The 14,039-nt window shown below is 55.6% G+C and carries 17 protein-coding genes; 12 read left to right on the forward strand and 5 right to left on the reverse strand.

Annotation, left to right across the window (positions count from 1 at the left end):
- Positions 1-2 precede the first annotated feature (2 nt).
- Both AC1RSM_RS03845 and AC1RSM_RS03850 read left to right on the forward strand, forming a co-directional pair.
- Positions 3-488, forward strand: a complete 486-nt coding sequence (locus AC1RSM_RS03845) for a YajQ family cyclic di-GMP-binding protein (RefSeq protein ID WP_492929635.1) — start codon at positions 3-5, stop codon at positions 486-488.
- Between the two features lie 48 nt (positions 489-536).
- On the forward strand, positions 537-1,055 hold the full coding sequence (locus tag AC1RSM_RS03850; RefSeq protein WP_492929637.1) for a GNAT family N-acetyltransferase: 519 nt from the start codon (positions 537-539) through the stop codon (positions 1,053-1,055).
- Between the two features lie 77 nt (positions 1,056-1,132).
- Here the strand turns inward: AC1RSM_RS03850 and AC1RSM_RS03855 are convergent, their stop codons facing one another.
- Entirely contained in the window at positions 1,133-1,894 is a 762-nt protein-coding gene (locus tag AC1RSM_RS03855) for an ABC transporter permease (RefSeq protein ID WP_492929639.1), read from the reverse strand.
- Complete coding sequence (locus AC1RSM_RS03860; protein ID WP_492929641.1) at positions 1,891-2,835, reverse strand: ABC transporter ATP-binding protein; 945 nt, start codon at positions 2,833-2,835, stop codon at positions 1,891-1,893. The genes AC1RSM_RS03855 and AC1RSM_RS03860 overlap by 4 nt, the downstream gene beginning before the upstream one ends.
- A gap of 61 nt (positions 2,836-2,896) precedes the next feature.
- Between AC1RSM_RS03860 and tadA the strand changes: the two genes are divergently transcribed.
- From tadA to AC1RSM_RS03890, 6 genes are all read left to right on the forward strand, one after another.
- Positions 2,897-3,454 (forward strand): tRNA adenosine(34) deaminase TadA, encoded by a 558-nt coding sequence (tadA, locus tag AC1RSM_RS03865; protein WP_492929643.1) that lies wholly within the window; start codon positions 2,897-2,899, stop codon positions 3,452-3,454.
- Positions 3,455-3,493: 39 nt separating this feature from the next.
- A complete protein-coding gene (locus AC1RSM_RS03870) occupies positions 3,494-4,456 on the forward strand; it encodes an LD-carboxypeptidase (RefSeq protein ID WP_492929645.1) in 963 nt (320 codons plus the stop codon).
- Between the two features lie 63 nt (positions 4,457-4,519).
- Positions 4,520-6,118, forward strand: a complete 1,599-nt coding sequence (locus AC1RSM_RS03875; RefSeq protein WP_492929647.1) for an ABC-F family ATPase — start codon at positions 4,520-4,522, stop codon at positions 6,116-6,118.
- A gap of 9 nt (positions 6,119-6,127) precedes the next feature.
- The gene (locus AC1RSM_RS03880) at positions 6,128-6,724 is read left to right on the forward strand and encodes an IMPACT family protein (RefSeq protein WP_492929649.1); all 597 of its coding nucleotides are present in this window, start codon (positions 6,128-6,130) and stop codon (positions 6,722-6,724) included.
- Positions 6,725-6,926: 202 nt separating this feature from the next.
- On the forward strand, positions 6,927-7,469 hold the full coding sequence (locus AC1RSM_RS03885) for a peroxiredoxin family protein (RefSeq protein ID WP_492929651.1): 543 nt from the start codon (positions 6,927-6,929) through the stop codon (positions 7,467-7,469).
- A 24-nt stretch (positions 7,470-7,493) separates the two neighbouring features.
- On the forward strand, positions 7,494-7,757 hold the full coding sequence (locus tag AC1RSM_RS03890; protein WP_492929653.1) for a DUF2024 family protein: 264 nt from the start codon (positions 7,494-7,496) through the stop codon (positions 7,755-7,757).
- Positions 7,758-7,817: 60 nt separating this feature from the next.
- Here the strand turns inward: AC1RSM_RS03890 and trxA are convergent, their stop codons facing one another.
- Complete coding sequence (gene trxA, locus AC1RSM_RS03895; RefSeq protein ID WP_492929655.1) at positions 7,818-8,198, reverse strand: thioredoxin; 381 nt, start codon at positions 8,196-8,198, stop codon at positions 7,818-7,820.
- 120 nt (positions 8,199-8,318) lie between these two features.
- Positions 8,319-9,611, reverse strand: a complete 1,293-nt coding sequence (locus AC1RSM_RS03900) for an NCS2 family permease (RefSeq protein WP_492929657.1) — start codon at positions 9,609-9,611, stop codon at positions 8,319-8,321.
- A 184-nt stretch (positions 9,612-9,795) separates the two neighbouring features.
- On the opposite strand from AC1RSM_RS03900, the gene tsaD reads away from it, so the two are divergent.
- Positions 9,796-10,854 carry a tRNA (adenosine(37)-N6)-threonylcarbamoyltransferase complex transferase subunit TsaD gene (gene tsaD, locus AC1RSM_RS03905; protein ID WP_492929659.1) on the forward strand — a complete coding sequence of 353 codons (1,059 nt, stop codon included), beginning with the start codon at positions 9,796-9,798 and terminating at the stop codon, positions 10,852-10,854.
- 3 nt (positions 10,855-10,857) lie between these two features.
- Here tsaD and plsY read toward each other — a convergent pair whose 3' ends face one another.
- The gene (gene plsY, locus AC1RSM_RS03910; RefSeq protein ID WP_492929661.1) at positions 10,858-11,499 is read right to left on the reverse strand and encodes a glycerol-3-phosphate 1-O-acyltransferase PlsY; all 642 of its coding nucleotides are present in this window, start codon (positions 11,497-11,499) and stop codon (positions 10,858-10,860) included.
- A 114-nt stretch (positions 11,500-11,613) separates the two neighbouring features.
- Here plsY and surE point away from each other — a divergent pair, with 114 nt between their 5' ends.
- From surE to AC1RSM_RS03925, 3 genes are read left to right on the forward strand one after another with little or no spacing between them, the layout of a single operon-like run.
- Entirely contained in the window at positions 11,614-12,354 is a 741-nt protein-coding gene (surE, locus tag AC1RSM_RS03915) for a 5'/3'-nucleotidase SurE (RefSeq protein WP_492929663.1), read from the forward strand.
- Positions 12,351-13,175, forward strand: coding sequence for a protein-L-isoaspartate(D-aspartate) O-methyltransferase (locus tag AC1RSM_RS03920; protein WP_492929665.1), 825 nt, complete (start codon positions 12,351-12,353; stop codon positions 13,173-13,175). Before surE ends, AC1RSM_RS03920 begins: the two co-directional genes overlap by 4 nt.
- 23 nt (positions 13,176-13,198) lie before the next feature.
- Positions 13,199-14,023 carry a peptidoglycan DD-metalloendopeptidase family protein gene (locus AC1RSM_RS03925; protein ID WP_492929667.1) on the forward strand — a complete coding sequence of 275 codons (825 nt, stop codon included), beginning with the start codon at positions 13,199-13,201 and terminating at the stop codon, positions 14,021-14,023.
- The last annotated feature ends 16 nt before the right edge of the window (positions 14,024-14,039 follow it).

A 14,039-nucleotide genomic window follows, 5' to 3' on the forward strand; every position in this document is an offset into this window, starting at 1 on the left:
GAATGCCATCTTTTGACGTTGTATCCGAGGTCAACACCCACGAACTGCGTAACGCAGTTGAACAAGCCAGCCGCGAGCTGGCCACCCGTTTTGACTTCAAAGGTACGGATGCCAAATTTGAACTCGAAGACGAAAATACGATTATGCAATCGGCCCCCAGCGTGTTTCAGCTGGAGCAGATGATGCAAATTTTGCGTGGCCGTATTGCCGCCCGCGGTATTGATGTGCGCTGCCTGGACACGGAAAAGGTATTGGAAAACGTGGCCGGCGCTCGTCAAAAAATTAAAGTGCGTCAGGGCTTGGATCAGCCTACTTCCAAGAAGCTGATTGCTGCCATCAAGACTGCCAAGCTGAAAGTAGATACGCAGATTCAAGGTGAAAAGCTGCGTGTGAACGGCAAAAAACGCGACGACTTGCAAGCGGCCATTGCGTTGCTGAAGCAAACGGAAGTAGAAATTCCTTTGCAGTACGAAAACTTCCGCGATTAAAACGATTGAAACGGCACGGGGGCTTGGTGAAGTCGCCGTGTAAGGGTTATGAGTTTACGAATTGAATTAATGCGTGTGCACGACTTGAGCCAAGTACTGGACGTTCAAGCGGATGTGTACGACGCCGACATTCTGGAAGACCGCAGCTTTTATCAGAACCGCCTTGATCTGGCACCCGAGAGCTGCTGGGTGGCGCGTGATGCCCAGGATCAATTGCAAGGCTATCTGGTGTCCTACCCTTGGGCCGGTTTGTTGCCACCATCCTTGGGCGATGCGCTCAGCAGCCTGCCATCGCAACCTGATCAGTGGTTCATCCATGACTGTGCGGTCATGCGTCGTGCACAAGGGCGGGGTGTGGCTGGGGCCTTGCTGCAAGCAGGTCGCCGTTATGCCTGGCAACGCGGCTTGCGCCGTTGCAGCCTGGTGTCCTTGGGGCCTGCGGTGGGCTATTGGCAGCGCCTGGGATACAGGCCGATTCAAGGCGTGCCGGTTCCTGTCTTGGAAGCTAAGCTGCGTCAGTATGGGGATCAAGCCAGTTTTATGGATTGCCCGGTGAGTTTGGACTGAGGTCAGTCCCCGCTTGGCAAACCGCTGTCTCTGTCTGTCAGAGAAAAAAGGCCCGGATTTTCCGGGCCTTTTTATATTTACGGTCGCAGTCTATAACCGGTCTTGAAAATCCAGCTGGCAACGCCCAGAAACAGGCTTAGAAACAGCAGCGTCATCCCTAAGCTTAGCCACACATTCACATCGGCCAGATTAAAAAAGCTCCAGCGAAAGCCGCTGATCAGATACAGCACCGGGTTAATCAAGGTGAGTTTTTGCCAGAACTCCGGCAGCATATCAATGGAGTAAAAAGTCCCGCCCAAAAAGGTGAGCGGCGTCAGGATCAGCATGGGAACGAACTGCAACTTCTCAAAGTTGTCGGCCCAGATACCAATAATGAAACCCAGCAAGCTGAAGGTCAGGGCGGTCAGCACCAGAAAGCACAGCATCCAGACAGGGTGGGCAATTTCGTAGGGCACGAAGATCCGGGCGGTCAGCAAAATGATGGCAGCCAAGAATAGGGATTTGGTGGCCGCGGCTCCCACAAATGCCAGCGTCACTTCAAAATGCGAGATAGGCGCGGACAGAATCTCGTAAATATTGCGGGTAAAGCGCGGGAAGTAAATGCCGAAGGCGGCGTTGGACACGCTATGGGTCAGCACGGACAGCATGGTCAGCCCCGGCACAATGAAAGCGCCGTAAGGAATCCCACCGATTTCATTGATGCGATGGCCGATAGCGGCCCCAAACACCACGAAATATAAGGCGGTGGAAATGACGGGCGCGACGATACTTTGCAGCAAGGTGCGCCGGGTGCGCGACATTTCGTAGCGGTAAATGGCCAGAATGGCGTACCAGTTCATGACTGTGCCCCCACAAACTCAACAAAGATATCTTCCAGACTGCGCTCGCGGGTGTGGATATCGGTAATCCTCAAACCCGCCTGACCGACGGCGGCCAACAAGGCGCTTAAATCATGCTCTTGCTCGCGATTATTCAAGGGGTAAAGCAGACTTATGCCATCGGCAGTTACCTGCAAACCCATCGACTGCAAAGTGGAGGGCAGGGCGCTGACGGGATCCGCCAAACTTAGGCTTAAGGTTTTGCCACCCAGGCGGCGCATCAAATTGTCTTTAGTCTCAACCAGTTGCAGCGAGCCTTTATTAATAAAGCCAATGCGGTCCGCCATTTCCTGGGCTTCTTCGATATAGTGCGTGGTCAAGATAATGGTTACGCCCTGGGCGCGCAGTTTTTTCACCAAGGCCCACATGCCTTGCCGCAAGGCTACATCCACACCGGCGGTAGGCTCGTCCAGAAACAGGATTTCCGGCTCGTGAGACAGGGCTTTGGCAATCAGCACGCGGCGCTTCATGCCGCCTGACAGCGTGATCAAGGGGCTGTCTTTTTTGTCCCAGAGCGACAAATCTTTCAGAATCTGTTCGATCAGTGCCGGGTTGGGGGCTTTGCCAAACAGGCCGCGGCTAAAGCTGACGGTATTCCAGACGGTTTCAAAGGAGTCAGCGCTTAACTCTTGTGGCACCAGACCAATTTTTTGCCGGGCCCGCTTGTAGTCCGTCACGTTGTCTGCACCATCAACCTGGACGGTGCCGCTGCTGCGGTTAACCAGTCCACAGATAATGCTGATCAAGGTGGTTTTGCCCGCGCCATTGGAGCCGAGCAGGGCGAAAATCTCGCCCCGCCAGATATCCAGGTCTAAAGAATGTAGGGCATGATGACCGTTTGCGTATTGTTTGCTCAGGCCTCGAACACGCAAAATAGCGTGAGAATCAGGAGTGTTCTGCATAGGCAGTAAAATTACCCTTTTGCTGTGCTGACAGGGTTTGAATAACGCAATGGATTTGACGATGCCAACTAGCTTACCACCGCAAACCGAGGGTGAGGTTTTGAGTGATGCCCAGGCAATGGCTTTAGCACTGGAGCAGGCCAAAAAAGCTGCATCCATGGGAGAGGTTCCCGTCGGGGCGGTTTTGTTGGATGCGGATGGGCGGCTTTTATCCTGCGGTGCGAATCGTACCGTGTGTGATCATGACCCAACCCAGCATGCCGAGATCGTGGCCTTGCGCGCCGCCACTCGTAAGGTGGGCAATTACCGCTTGCCAGGGGCCAGCCTGTTTGTGACTTTAGAGCCTTGCATGATGTGTCTGGGCGCTTTGCTGCACGCTCGTTTGTCACGCGTTGTGTGGGCCGCGGCAGATCCCAAGACCGGGGTGTGTGGCAGTGTGGAGTCCTTGCATTTGCACCCGGTGTTAAATCACCACACGCGTGTTTCCGGTGGTTTGTTGGCCGAAGACGCCGCCCAGGCCTTGCGTGATTTTTTCCGCGAGCGGCGGGAGCAGAAAAAGTTGCAAAAACAGGCCCAGTCCGCTCAGACTGTTCAATCCCCGCTGGATGGGGCCAAGTAGTCTCGATAGAATATCAGCACTTAATTTTCAAGGTTAATCATGAGCAGCCCCGAGCACGACCACCATCACCACCACCACGAGCATGGCGAATGCCATTGTGGGCAGCAGGACAGTTCGGGCATTTACTTGTTTTCGCCCTCTGGTCATTTGCGTGAGCCCAAACGGCTGGAGCTGGCGCGCCAGCGTTTGAACGAGCTGGGCTTTGCGGTCGACATTGATCCTGATGCGCTCACCGTGCATGAACGCTTTGCGGGAACGGACAAGCAACGTCTGGCTGCTTTGCAGCGGGCCTTGCGTCAGCCTCAACCTATTGTGATGGCCACGCGCGGCGGCTATGGTTTGAGCCGTATATTGGGGCAGATTGACTGGTCTGCGGTGGCCGACAGTGGCAAGCGCTTTGTGGGCATGTCGGATTTCACCGCGTTCAATTTGGCTTTACTCGCCAAGACCGGGGCGATCAGCTACACCGGCCCCACTGCTATTGCCGATTTCGGGGGCGACCAAACTGATGAGCTGACCACGGAGCTATTCGGCGAATTGATGCGTGGTGAACTGGAGTTGTTCAGCTTCGAGTCCGAGGACTCTGACGCGGTCGATGGCCACGGCGTATTGTGGGGTGGCAATCTGGCTATGGTTTGCTCTTTGCTGGGGACACCGTACTTTCCCAACATCGACGGCGGTATCTTGTTTCTGGAAGACGTAGGCGAAGCGCCGTACCGCGTGGAGCGCATGCTCACGCAGTTGTGGCATGCCGGCGTGCTCAATCGCCAGATGGCGATCGTGCTGGGACGCTTTACCGAATACAAAAGCGGTGCCAATGACAATGGCTTTGATATGGATTCGGTGGTGCGCTGGCTGCGTGAAACCGTCAAGGTTCCGGTCGTAACAGGCCTGCCTTATGGCCATGTGGATGTCACCGTAAGTTTGCCTGTGGGCAAGGAAGTGGGCCTGGCCACCGAAGACGGCATGGCTTATCTGGTCCTGGATGAGCATGAACACTAACGGATTTCGCGTGTGCTTGATACACTACTAGGTTGAACTCAACCTTTTTCAAAGTACGTTTACGTGATCTCCACCGCTAATTTAACGATCCAGTTTGGTGCCAAGCCCTTATTTGAAAACGTCAGTGTCAAGCTGGGCGGAGGCAACCGTTACGGCCTGATTGGTGCCAACGGGTCGGGCAAATCTACCTTCATGAAAATCATAGGCGGCGACCTGGAGCCTAGCGGGGGTAATGTATCGCTGGACCCGGGCGTGCGTCTGGGCAAGCTGCGTCAAGACCAGTTTGCCTACGAAGACCTGCGGGTACTGGATGTGGTCATGATGGGCCACACTGAAATGTGGAGCACCATGCAAGAGCGTGATGCCATCTACGACAACCCGGAAGCCACCGAAGAAGACTATATGAAGGCCGCCGATCTGGAGGCCCGTTTTGCCGAGTACGACGGCTACACCGCCGAAAGTCGCGCTGGTGAATTGCTGATGGGTCTGGAAATCCCGGTCGAGCAGCATCAATTGCCCATGAGCGAAATTGCTCCTGGCTGGAAACTGCGTGTGCTGCTGGCACAGGCCCTGTTTTCCAACCCCGATATCTTGCTGCTGGACGAGCCGACCAACAACCTGGACATCAACACGATCCGCTGGTTGGAAGATGTGCTCAATGGCTACCAGAGCACCATGATCATCATCAGTCACGACCGCCACTTCTTGAACCAGGTTTGCACCCACATGGCTGACCTGGACTACGGCGAGCTGCGTGTCTATCCCGGCAACTACGACGATTACATGCTGGCATCGGTGCAGTCGCGCGAACGTGTCGTGGCCGCTAACTCCAAGGCTAAAGAGCGTATTGGTGAATTGCAGGACTTTGTGCGCCGTTTTGCCGCGAACAAGTCCAAGTCCCGCCAGGCTACGTCACGCTTAAAGCAGATTGGTCGCCTGAAAGCAGACACGATCGAGGTCAAGCCTTCCTCGCGTCAAAACCCCTTTATCCGCTTTGAGCAGAAAAAGGTGCTGCACCGTCTGGCCGTGACCATTGAAAATCTGAGCAAGTCCTACGATGCACCCGTCATTAAGAATTTCTCTACCATGATTGAAGCAGGCGAGAAAATTGCGATTGTGGGTGCGAACGGCGTGGGTAAAACCACTTTGCTGCGCTTGCTGGCGGGGGATCTTGCCCCCGATAGCGGCTCGGTTGTCTGGTCCGAAAACGCCGATATCGGTTATATGGCGCAGGACGTGTCTGACGAATTCAACACTCAGGACAATGTGTTTGATTGGCTCAGCAATTTCCGTCAGCCTGGCGACGATGACCAGTCTTTGCGCTCGGCATTGGGTCGCATGTTGTTTTCCGCCGATGACATCATCAAACCCGTCAAAGTATTGTCCGGGGGCGAGAAAAACCGCATGACCTTCTCGCGTTTGATGCTGGGCCGTCACAACGTCATGTTGCTGGACGAACCCACCAACCACCTGGACATGGAATCGATTGAATCCTTGCAGATGGCGCTGGAAAAATTTGAAGGCACCTTGATTTTCGTCTCCCATGACCGCGAGTTCGTCTCCGGCGTGGCAACCCGCATTATCGAAGTAATGCCGGAAGGTCGCCTGGTTGACTACCGTGGTGGTTACGAAGACTACCTGGCCAGCCGCGAGCAGAGCTGAGGCTAAAGGGTGGCGGTCTTTACCCTGCGTGAGCCCGTGAGCTTGGAGCAGGACATCAAAAAAAGCCGCTTCCTGGCACTGGCTGCGCCCGTAGACAGTGCCAGCCAGGCCTTGGCGTTTTTTCAGGCCAAGGGCGTGCCGGATGCCACCCACAATTGCTGGGCCTACAAGATCGGTTCTGAATACCGCTTCAATGATGATGGCGAACCCGGCGGCACTGCCGGGCGTCCCATTTTGCAAGCAATAGAAGGGCAGGACTGCGATCGGGTCGCTGTACTCGTGATTCGCTGGTTTGGTGGCGTCAAGCTGGGTACCGGCGGCTTGATGCGTGCGTATGGCGGCGTAGCGGCACAGTGTCTACGCCTTGCAGACAAACTGGAACTGATTCCCATGGCCGCCTTGCGCTGCCGTTGTTCCTTTGCCGATCTGGCCCTGATTCAATCCCGATTCGAAAGCTTTGGCGTGCAGGTTCAGGACGAGCAATTCGACGCTGAAGGCGTACGCTGGATTGTGAATCTGCCTGTACAGCACAAGACGGATTTCCAGCAAGCCTTTATCAATATGACGCGTGGCCAGGGCGAATGCGAGCCCCTGGAACAAGAGTAGCTCGTCTGGCGCTTTGAAGGCTGGCCTGCAAGGGGCTGCCATTGTCTTGAATCTTATCGACTGGACGCAAAGGTATCTTTTCCAGACGATTGTCTCGCTGTGCCGTCCATCCCATTGCCATACTAAACAACTTTGATTCGTTCTGAGTCCAGTTCAGACCTGCGGGTATGATCGGGCTTGGTCAGCATTATGGGTGTATGTCATGTCCTATGAGATCCATGCCAGCCAGTGGCTTAATACCGCTGCACCACTTAGCTTGGCGTCTTTACGTGGCCGGGTGGTGGTTGTTACGGCCTTTCAGATGCTTTGCCCCGGTTGCGTCATCAATAGCCTGCCGCAAGCCAAGAAACTGGATACGCTGTTTTCGCGAGACGATCTGCGCATCATCGGTCTGCACAGTGTGTTCGAGCACCACGACGTCATGGGCCCGGCTGCCTTGCAGGCGTTTGCTCACGAATATCGGCTGAACTTCCCCATTGCTATCGATCACGCGTCCGAGAGCGGGCCTCTGCCACGCACCATGAAAGAGTGGGGGCTGGGCGGGACACCTTCCACCATTATTTTTGACCGGGACGGGAATCTTGCCTTGAAGGAATTGGGCCATTTGGATGATTTGCGTCTGGGCGCATTTGTGGGCCAACTGATTGCGCGCCGTCCCAACGGACAGGACGCGTTAAAGGAAGAGGCACCAGCCGGGGCGGGCAAGGGCCATGCGCAGGCTGGCGGGCCAACTTGCACCTATTAAGTTTTTTGCTGAAAAGGGTATGTCATGAAGATTGCGGTATTTGATACCTATGTAGTGCGTCCCGACGGGCGTCGCATGCACTTTGATATTTTGGTCGATGACGGGGCCAAGGATATGGACAAAGTCCTGAGCTATGGCCAACGCTATTTGGCGGCCAAAGGGGTGAATGTAGAGAATTTCACCTCGCGCGAGTGCCGGTTTTGCCATACTGAAAGCGCCTCGGCACCGGTAGAGAGCGAAATCAAGCGCAGCGGCTTTGCGATTATTGAACTGGAAAATTGCGATTAAGCCTGCGTGCGCTCAAAAAAAACGCCAGACAAATGTCTGGCGTTTTTTTCGTCTGGCCGTTTAGGCTTGATCAGGCTGCTTGTCTTGCTGGGCAGCAATTTCAGCATGCACTTTTTCCATGTCCACGGACTGGACCTGTTCGATCAAGTCATCCAACTGAGCGGCCGACAAGGCGCCCGCTTGGGAGAACAACAAGACACGCTCACGGAACACCATCAAGGTGGGAATGGAGCGAATGCGCAACGCTGCGCTTAGCTCTTGTTCTTCTTCGGTGTTGACCTTGGCAAAGGTTACGTCCGGGTGCTTGGCCGCTGCCGCGTCAAAGACGGGAGCAAATTGGCGGCAAGGACCGCACCAAGGAGCCCAGAAGTCGATGATCAGGGGCTTGCCGTCTTCTACCGCAGCCTGGAATGTTGCTTCGTTAAGTTCGACGATGCTCATGGGGGAGCCTCCGCAATAAAAAAGCGGCTGATAATGCTCAGCCGCCTCGTTAAACATGCAATTAGTGTACTCGTTTTCAAGAAAGCGCTAAAGCGCCAAACGAATTTGCTTCATGGTTTTTCATTCAGTAGCGATTGCGTACTTGATGACGAAAAGAATCGCAACGATCAGCGTAGCCAGGTGGATACTGCGCCAGCGGCCGGTGCTCAGCTTCAGGATGACGTAGCTGATAAAGCCAAAGGCCAGACCATTGGCAATCGAATAGGTGAAAGGCATGGTGAAGGCGGCCAGTGCAGCGGGTACGGCTTCGGTCATGTCGTCCCATTTCACTTCCGTGATCTCGCGCATCATCAGGCAAGCTACGTAGAGCAGGGCTGGGGCGGTGGCATAACCGGGAACGGTAGCCGCCAGAGGCGAGAAGAATAGAGCCAGCAAGAACAATACGCCAATGGTCAGGGCGGTCAGGCCGGTACGGCCACCGGCCTGCACGCCAGAGGCACTTTCCACATAGGCGGTTGTGCTGCTGGTACCCAGCATGGAACCGGCCACAATAGCAGTACTGTCTGCCAGCAAGGCACGGCCCAGGCGGTTGGGTTTGCCTTCTTCGATCAGGCGCGCACGTTTGGCAACCCCGATCATGGTGCCGGTAGCGTCAAACACCTCGACCAGTACCAGCACCAGAATGACGTGCACAAACCCCGTGTGCAGTGCACCCATGATGTCCAGTTGCATGAAGGTAGGCATCAGGGAGGGCGGCACGGAAGTAATGCCGGCAAACTGGCTGTGGCCGGTCAGCATGGACAAGACGGTTACGGCCAGAATCCCGATCAGGATGGCACCGCGAACTTTCAAGGCATCCAGAGCGGCAATGATGAAAAAGCCCAGAATCGCGTACAGGGCAGCAGGCTGGGTCAGATCGCCCAGACCGATTTTGGTGGCGGGGTGAGCCACCACAATGCCCGAGTTCATCAGGGCGATCAGGCCCAGGAACATGCCGATACCGGCGGCAATGGCGCTTTGCAGCGATTTTGGAATGCCTCGAATTAGCCAGGACCGGATTCCGGTCACCGTCAGAATCAGGAAAATAACCCCGGAAATAAAGACGGCACCCAGCGCCTGTTGCCAGCTATAGCCCAGGGTGGCAACAACGGTGAACGCGAAAAATGCGTTCAGGCCCATGCCCGGCGCCATGCCGATCGGCCAGTTGGCCACAAAGGCCATGATGAAGGTACCCAGAGCAGCGGCCAGGCAGGTGGCTACAAAGATGGCATTGCGATCCATACCTGTCGAAGACAGGATGTCGGGGTTCACAAAAATGATGTAGGACATGGTCAGGAAGGTAGTAATACCTGCCAGGACCTCGGTACGGACGTTGGTGCCATGCTCAGAGAGTTTGAAGAGACGTTCAAACATGGGCAGCCTCCTTGTGATTATTAGGCGATTGGAGCGTAAAAACAGTGATGCGGGATTTTAACCACGACTTTGCCGTGGCGTCGCCCCCTGTCGTGATGCGACGGCACAACTGAGACACTATCAGCTTATTGTGGCTTGGGGATAAATTCCTATTTTCCCCAATACAGCAGGCTAAAATAGCGCCATGAATATTCTTGGATTTGAAAGTTCCTGCGATGAAACCGGCGTGGCGCTGGTCAGCACGGAACAGGGTCTGTTGGCCCATGCCTTGCACAGCCAGATTGCCATGCACCGTGAATACGGCGGCGTGGTGCCTGAGCTGGCCTCTCGCGACCATATTCGTCGGGTGCTGCCTTTGACGCGTCAGGTCTTGGCCTCGTGCAATATGCAGCTCGATCAGGTGGATGCCATTGCCTACACCGCCGGTCCTGGCCTGGCGGGTGCGCTGTTGGTCGGTGCCAGTGTGGCGCAGGCGATTGCCTGGTCCTTGAACAAGCCAACCATTGCCATTCACCATTTGGAAGGCCATCTGCTCTCGCCCTTATTGGCCGAGCCGCGGCCTGAGTTTCCCTTTATCGCCCTATTAGTGTCTGGGGGCCATACTCAGCTGATGCGTGTCGATGGCGTTGGCCAGTACGAGCTCTTGGGTGAGACCCTGGACGATGCCGCCGGTGAGGCTTTTGATAAAAGCGCCAAGTTGATGGGCCTGGGCTATCCCGGTGGTCCCGCCTTGTCCCGCTTGGCGGAGCAAGGCGACCCTGGCGTGTACGACTTGCCTCGCCCCATGCTTCACAGCAAAGATCTGGACTTCAGCTTCAGTGGCTTGAAGACGGCAGTATTGACGCGCTTGCGCAAGCTGGAAGGGCAAGAGGGTGGCATGAGCGAGCAGGAGCGTGCGGACTTGGCCGCTGCAACTGAAGCGGCGATTGTGGATGTGCTGGCTGCCAAAGCGATCAAGGCCTTGAAGCAAACCGGCTTAAAGCGTCTGGTCGTGGCTGGCGGGGTGGGTGCCAACCGCCACTTGCGTGGCTATTTGCAAAAAGCAGTCGCCCGTTTGCGGGGCGAAGTGTTTTTTCCGCCACTGGAGTTCTGTACCGATAACGGCGCCATGATTGCCTTTGCGGCGGCGATGCGCGTCAAACATGGACTGGTCAAGCTGGACGCCAGCCACCATGGATTTGCGATTCGGCCCCGCTGGGAGTTGGCGGCTGTGAATCAGCCCGTCTCCCAGCAAGAGGTGTAGCACTTATTTTTTCTTGGAACCGATCTTGCTTTCTTTGCCCGTCATCAGGCGACGAATATTCTCCTGATGACGCCACAGCAGGAATGCACTGATCAGGACCAGAGCCGTGGCAATAGAGGCATTCATGGGCCAGACCACCTTGGCGCCGAGCAGGTAAAACAAGGGGGCGAAAATGGCACTGATGATGGCGGCCAGCGAGGAGTACCGGCTGACATAGGCAATAATCAGCCAAGTGGCGGCGCTGGCCAAGGCCAGCCAAGGCAGCAAGGCCAGGATCACGCCCATGGCGGTCGCGACACCCTTGCCGCCTTTAAAGCCCAGGAAAAGCGGGTAAAGATGGCCCAGAAAGGCAAAGAAGGCACTGATTCCAAGCAAGGCAGGGGACCAACCCCAACTGATAATGGCTTGTTGAGTTAAAAAGACGGCCAGCCAACCTTTGAAGGCATCGCCCAGCAAGGTCAGAATGGCTGCTTTTTTATTGCCGCTACGTAGTACATTAGTGGCTCCCGGGTTTTTCGAACCAAAGGTTCTCGGGTCTTGCAAGCCCATGATTTTGCTGACGATCACGGCAAACGGCAGTGAGCCCAGCAAGTAGGACAAGAGGGCGACAAGCGGGGCGGCCACAGCGAAAGAAACGGCGTTCATGAGGATTGAGCTCCACAATTATTGTTGCGCGGATTCTACCGGCCTTGCAGCAAAATACCAAAGGCAGCGGGTACAATTTGCTACCCCTGTTAGATTTTTAACGGAAAGTAAACCATGCGTATTCTGGTCTCTAACGATGATGGCTATACAGCAGCCGGTATCGAGGCCTTGTATCAAGCCTTGCAAGGACTGGGCGAGCTGACGGTCATTGCACCTGAGACCAACTGCAGTGGCGCCAGCAATTCGCTGACCTTGAACCGTCCTTTGTCGCTGCGCCAAGCCAGCAATGGTTTTTATTTTGTTAATGGTACACCGTCCGATTGCGTGCACGTGGCCCTGACAGGTTTGCTGGATTTTCGTCCGGACCTGATTGTCTCGGGCATCAATAACGGCGCGAATATGGGTGATGACACCCTGTATTCCGGCACGGTGGCGGCCGCGATGGAAGGCCATTTGTTTGGCATTCCGGCGATTGCCTTTTCCTTGATTGAACGGGGATGGAAGAATTTGGATAGTGCGGCTCGTGTTGCGCGTGAGTTGGTTCAGCGTTGCCAAGCGCAACCGCTGGCGGCCAACACCTTGTTGAACGTCAATATTCCTTGCTTGCCTTATGAGGCATTGAAAGGGATGCAGGTAACTCGTTTGGGCAAGCGCCATCCGTCTGAACCCGTTGTCAAAAGCCAGACGCCTTATGGCGAGCCGGTGTATTGGATTGGGCGTGTGGGCGGGGTGTCCGATAGCGAGCATGGCACCGATTTTGGAGCTATTGAACAAGGGGCTGTGTCGATCACACCATTGCGTGCGGATTTAACCAATCACGATCAGCTGGCCGGTTTGAGGGACTGGGTGCAATGACAAGTAAACCAGGCAAACGCTTTCCTTTTGCGGACGGCACCCGAAACCGGTTCGGTAAATCCAGCCTGGGCAGCGGCTTATCCGCCAGCAACAGCAATACACGCATTGTGCAACGGGGGCAGCTGCAGCCGACGCCGTCGTCTGCTTTGTCACCGCAAGTGTCAACAAGTGTCAATCTGGGTTTGAACTCGGAACGCTCGCGTGGCATGATGATCGAGCGCTTGCGCCGGCAAGGAATCACGGACGAACGGGTGCTGGCTGCGATGCAAGTAGTGCCGCGCCATCTGTTTGTAGATCAGGGTTTGGCCAGCCGGGCCTATGAAGAAGATGCCTTACCGATCGGCTTTGCGCAAACCATCTCCCAGCCGTGGGTCGTGGCCCATATGATCAGCTTGGTGTGCGACCAGAAAATACCGAATAAAGTCCTGGAAGTGGGTGCTGGATGTGGTTATCAGGCCGCTGTTTTGGCACAATTGGTCAAAGAAGTTTATGCCATAGAACGCATCAAGGGATTGTGCGATATGGCACGGGATCACATGCGCCAATTAGGCCTGTCCCAACGTGCTCGAATAATGTTTGGTGACGGAATGCAAGGGTACCTCGCCGCAGCACCATATGATGCTATTGTTGTGGCGGCAGCCGGTCCGGTCATTCCTAGAACTTTGCTGGAACAATTAACATTGGGGGGGCGACTGATCGCCCCTGAAGGTACGGCGCAGCAGCGCCTGGTTTTGGTGGAGCGCACCGGACAGGCTACTTGGCGTCGTGAAGAACTTGATGCGGTTCGCTTCGTGCCGATGCGAGCTGGAACTCAGATTTAGACAGATATTCTCAGGAGATTTATATGCAGCATGCAGTCAGGTTACCGTTAACCGCTGCTTCCACCAATAGTCAGTGGTTCTTGACGCCTCGTCAGTGCCTGGTGGCGGCTGTGGTCACCAGTACCCTGCTGGCTGGTTGTGCTAGCCGCAATGAGCGCGCACCAGTCACTGACCTGAGTTCTTCTTCGGCGGCGGGCAGCGTCAGCAATGCGACGGGTACCTATGTAGTGCGACCCGGCGATACGCTCTACAAGATTGCTCAAGCGCACGGCATGGACGTGAATTCGTTGATCCAGCTGAATCAGATCACCGATCCATCCATGCTGCGCGTGGGCCAAACCCTGCGTCTGGATGGCAATACCTCGATGGCGGCGACGACAACGCGCCCGGCCAGCGGTGGTGGCACACAAACCTCGCCAGTCAGCCCGGCTACCCCGGTCAAGACTGAGACGGCTGTGTCGGCCCCCCGCGCGAGCGATGCTGCCTTGATCGCCTGGGGTTGGCCTGCCAGTGGCAAGGTCATTCAAGGGTTCAATGCCTCCACTAAAGGTATTGATATTGAAGGCAAGGTTGGCGATCCTGTGGTCGCCGCGGCTGATGGCAAGATCATGTATGCCGGTAACGGTGTGCGTGGCCTGGGTTCCATGGTTCTGGTGGGCCATAGCAATGGCTTCATTACTGCCTATGCCCATAACAGCACCTTGCACGTCAAGACCGGTCAGCAAGTTAAAAAGGGTCAGCGTATTGCGGACTTGGGGCAGTCTGATACGACTTCGCCACGCCTGCACTTCGAGATCCGTCGTTCCGGTACGCCAGTCAATCCGATGTCGTATTTGCCTGCTCGTTAAGAGACAGGACTGGACT

The organism is Alcaligenes sp. GW821-FHT11D07 (genome assembly GCF_058808495.1).

Coding starts and splice junctions, on each gene's coding strand:
- AC1RSM_RS03855 (WP_492929639.1), bottom strand. CDS start 1,894: ATGAACTGGTACGCCATTCTGGCCATTTACCGCTACGAAATGTCGCGC.
- AC1RSM_RS03845 (WP_492929635.1), top strand. CDS start 3: ATGCCATCTTTTGACGTTGTATCCGAGGTCAACACCCACGAACTGCGT.
- tadA (WP_492929643.1), top strand. CDS start 2,897: ATGCCAACTAGCTTACCACCGCAAACCGAGGGTGAGGTTTTGAGTGAT.
- AC1RSM_RS03885 (WP_492929651.1), top strand. CDS start 6,927: ATGTCCTATGAGATCCATGCCAGCCAGTGGCTTAATACCGCTGCACCA.
- trxA (WP_492929655.1), bottom strand. CDS start 8,198: ATGAGCATCGTCGAACTTAACGAAGCAACATTCCAGGCTGCGGTAGAA.
- tsaD (WP_492929659.1), top strand. CDS start 9,796: ATGAATATTCTTGGATTTGAAAGTTCCTGCGATGAAACCGGCGTGGCG.
- AC1RSM_RS03920 (WP_492929665.1), top strand. CDS start 12,351: ATGACAAGTAAACCAGGCAAACGCTTTCCTTTTGCGGACGGCACCCGA.
- AC1RSM_RS03925 (WP_492929667.1), top strand. CDS start 13,199: ATGCAGCATGCAGTCAGGTTACCGTTAACCGCTGCTTCCACCAATAGT.
- AC1RSM_RS03900 (WP_492929657.1), bottom strand. CDS start 9,611: ATGTTTGAACGTCTCTTCAAACTCTCTGAGCATGGCACCAACGTCCGT.
- AC1RSM_RS03870 (WP_492929645.1), top strand. CDS start 3,494: ATGAGCAGCCCCGAGCACGACCACCATCACCACCACCACGAGCATGGC.
- AC1RSM_RS03860 (WP_492929641.1), bottom strand. CDS start 2,835: ATGCAGAACACTCCTGATTCTCACGCTATTTTGCGTGTTCGAGGCCTG.
- plsY (WP_492929661.1), bottom strand. CDS start 11,499: ATGAACGCCGTTTCTTTCGCTGTGGCCGCCCCGCTTGTCGCCCTCTTG.
- surE (WP_492929663.1), top strand. CDS start 11,614: ATGCGTATTCTGGTCTCTAACGATGATGGCTATACAGCAGCCGGTATC.
- AC1RSM_RS03890 (WP_492929653.1), top strand. CDS start 7,494: ATGAAGATTGCGGTATTTGATACCTATGTAGTGCGTCCCGACGGGCGT.
- AC1RSM_RS03850 (WP_492929637.1), top strand. CDS start 537: ATGAGTTTACGAATTGAATTAATGCGTGTGCACGACTTGAGCCAAGTA.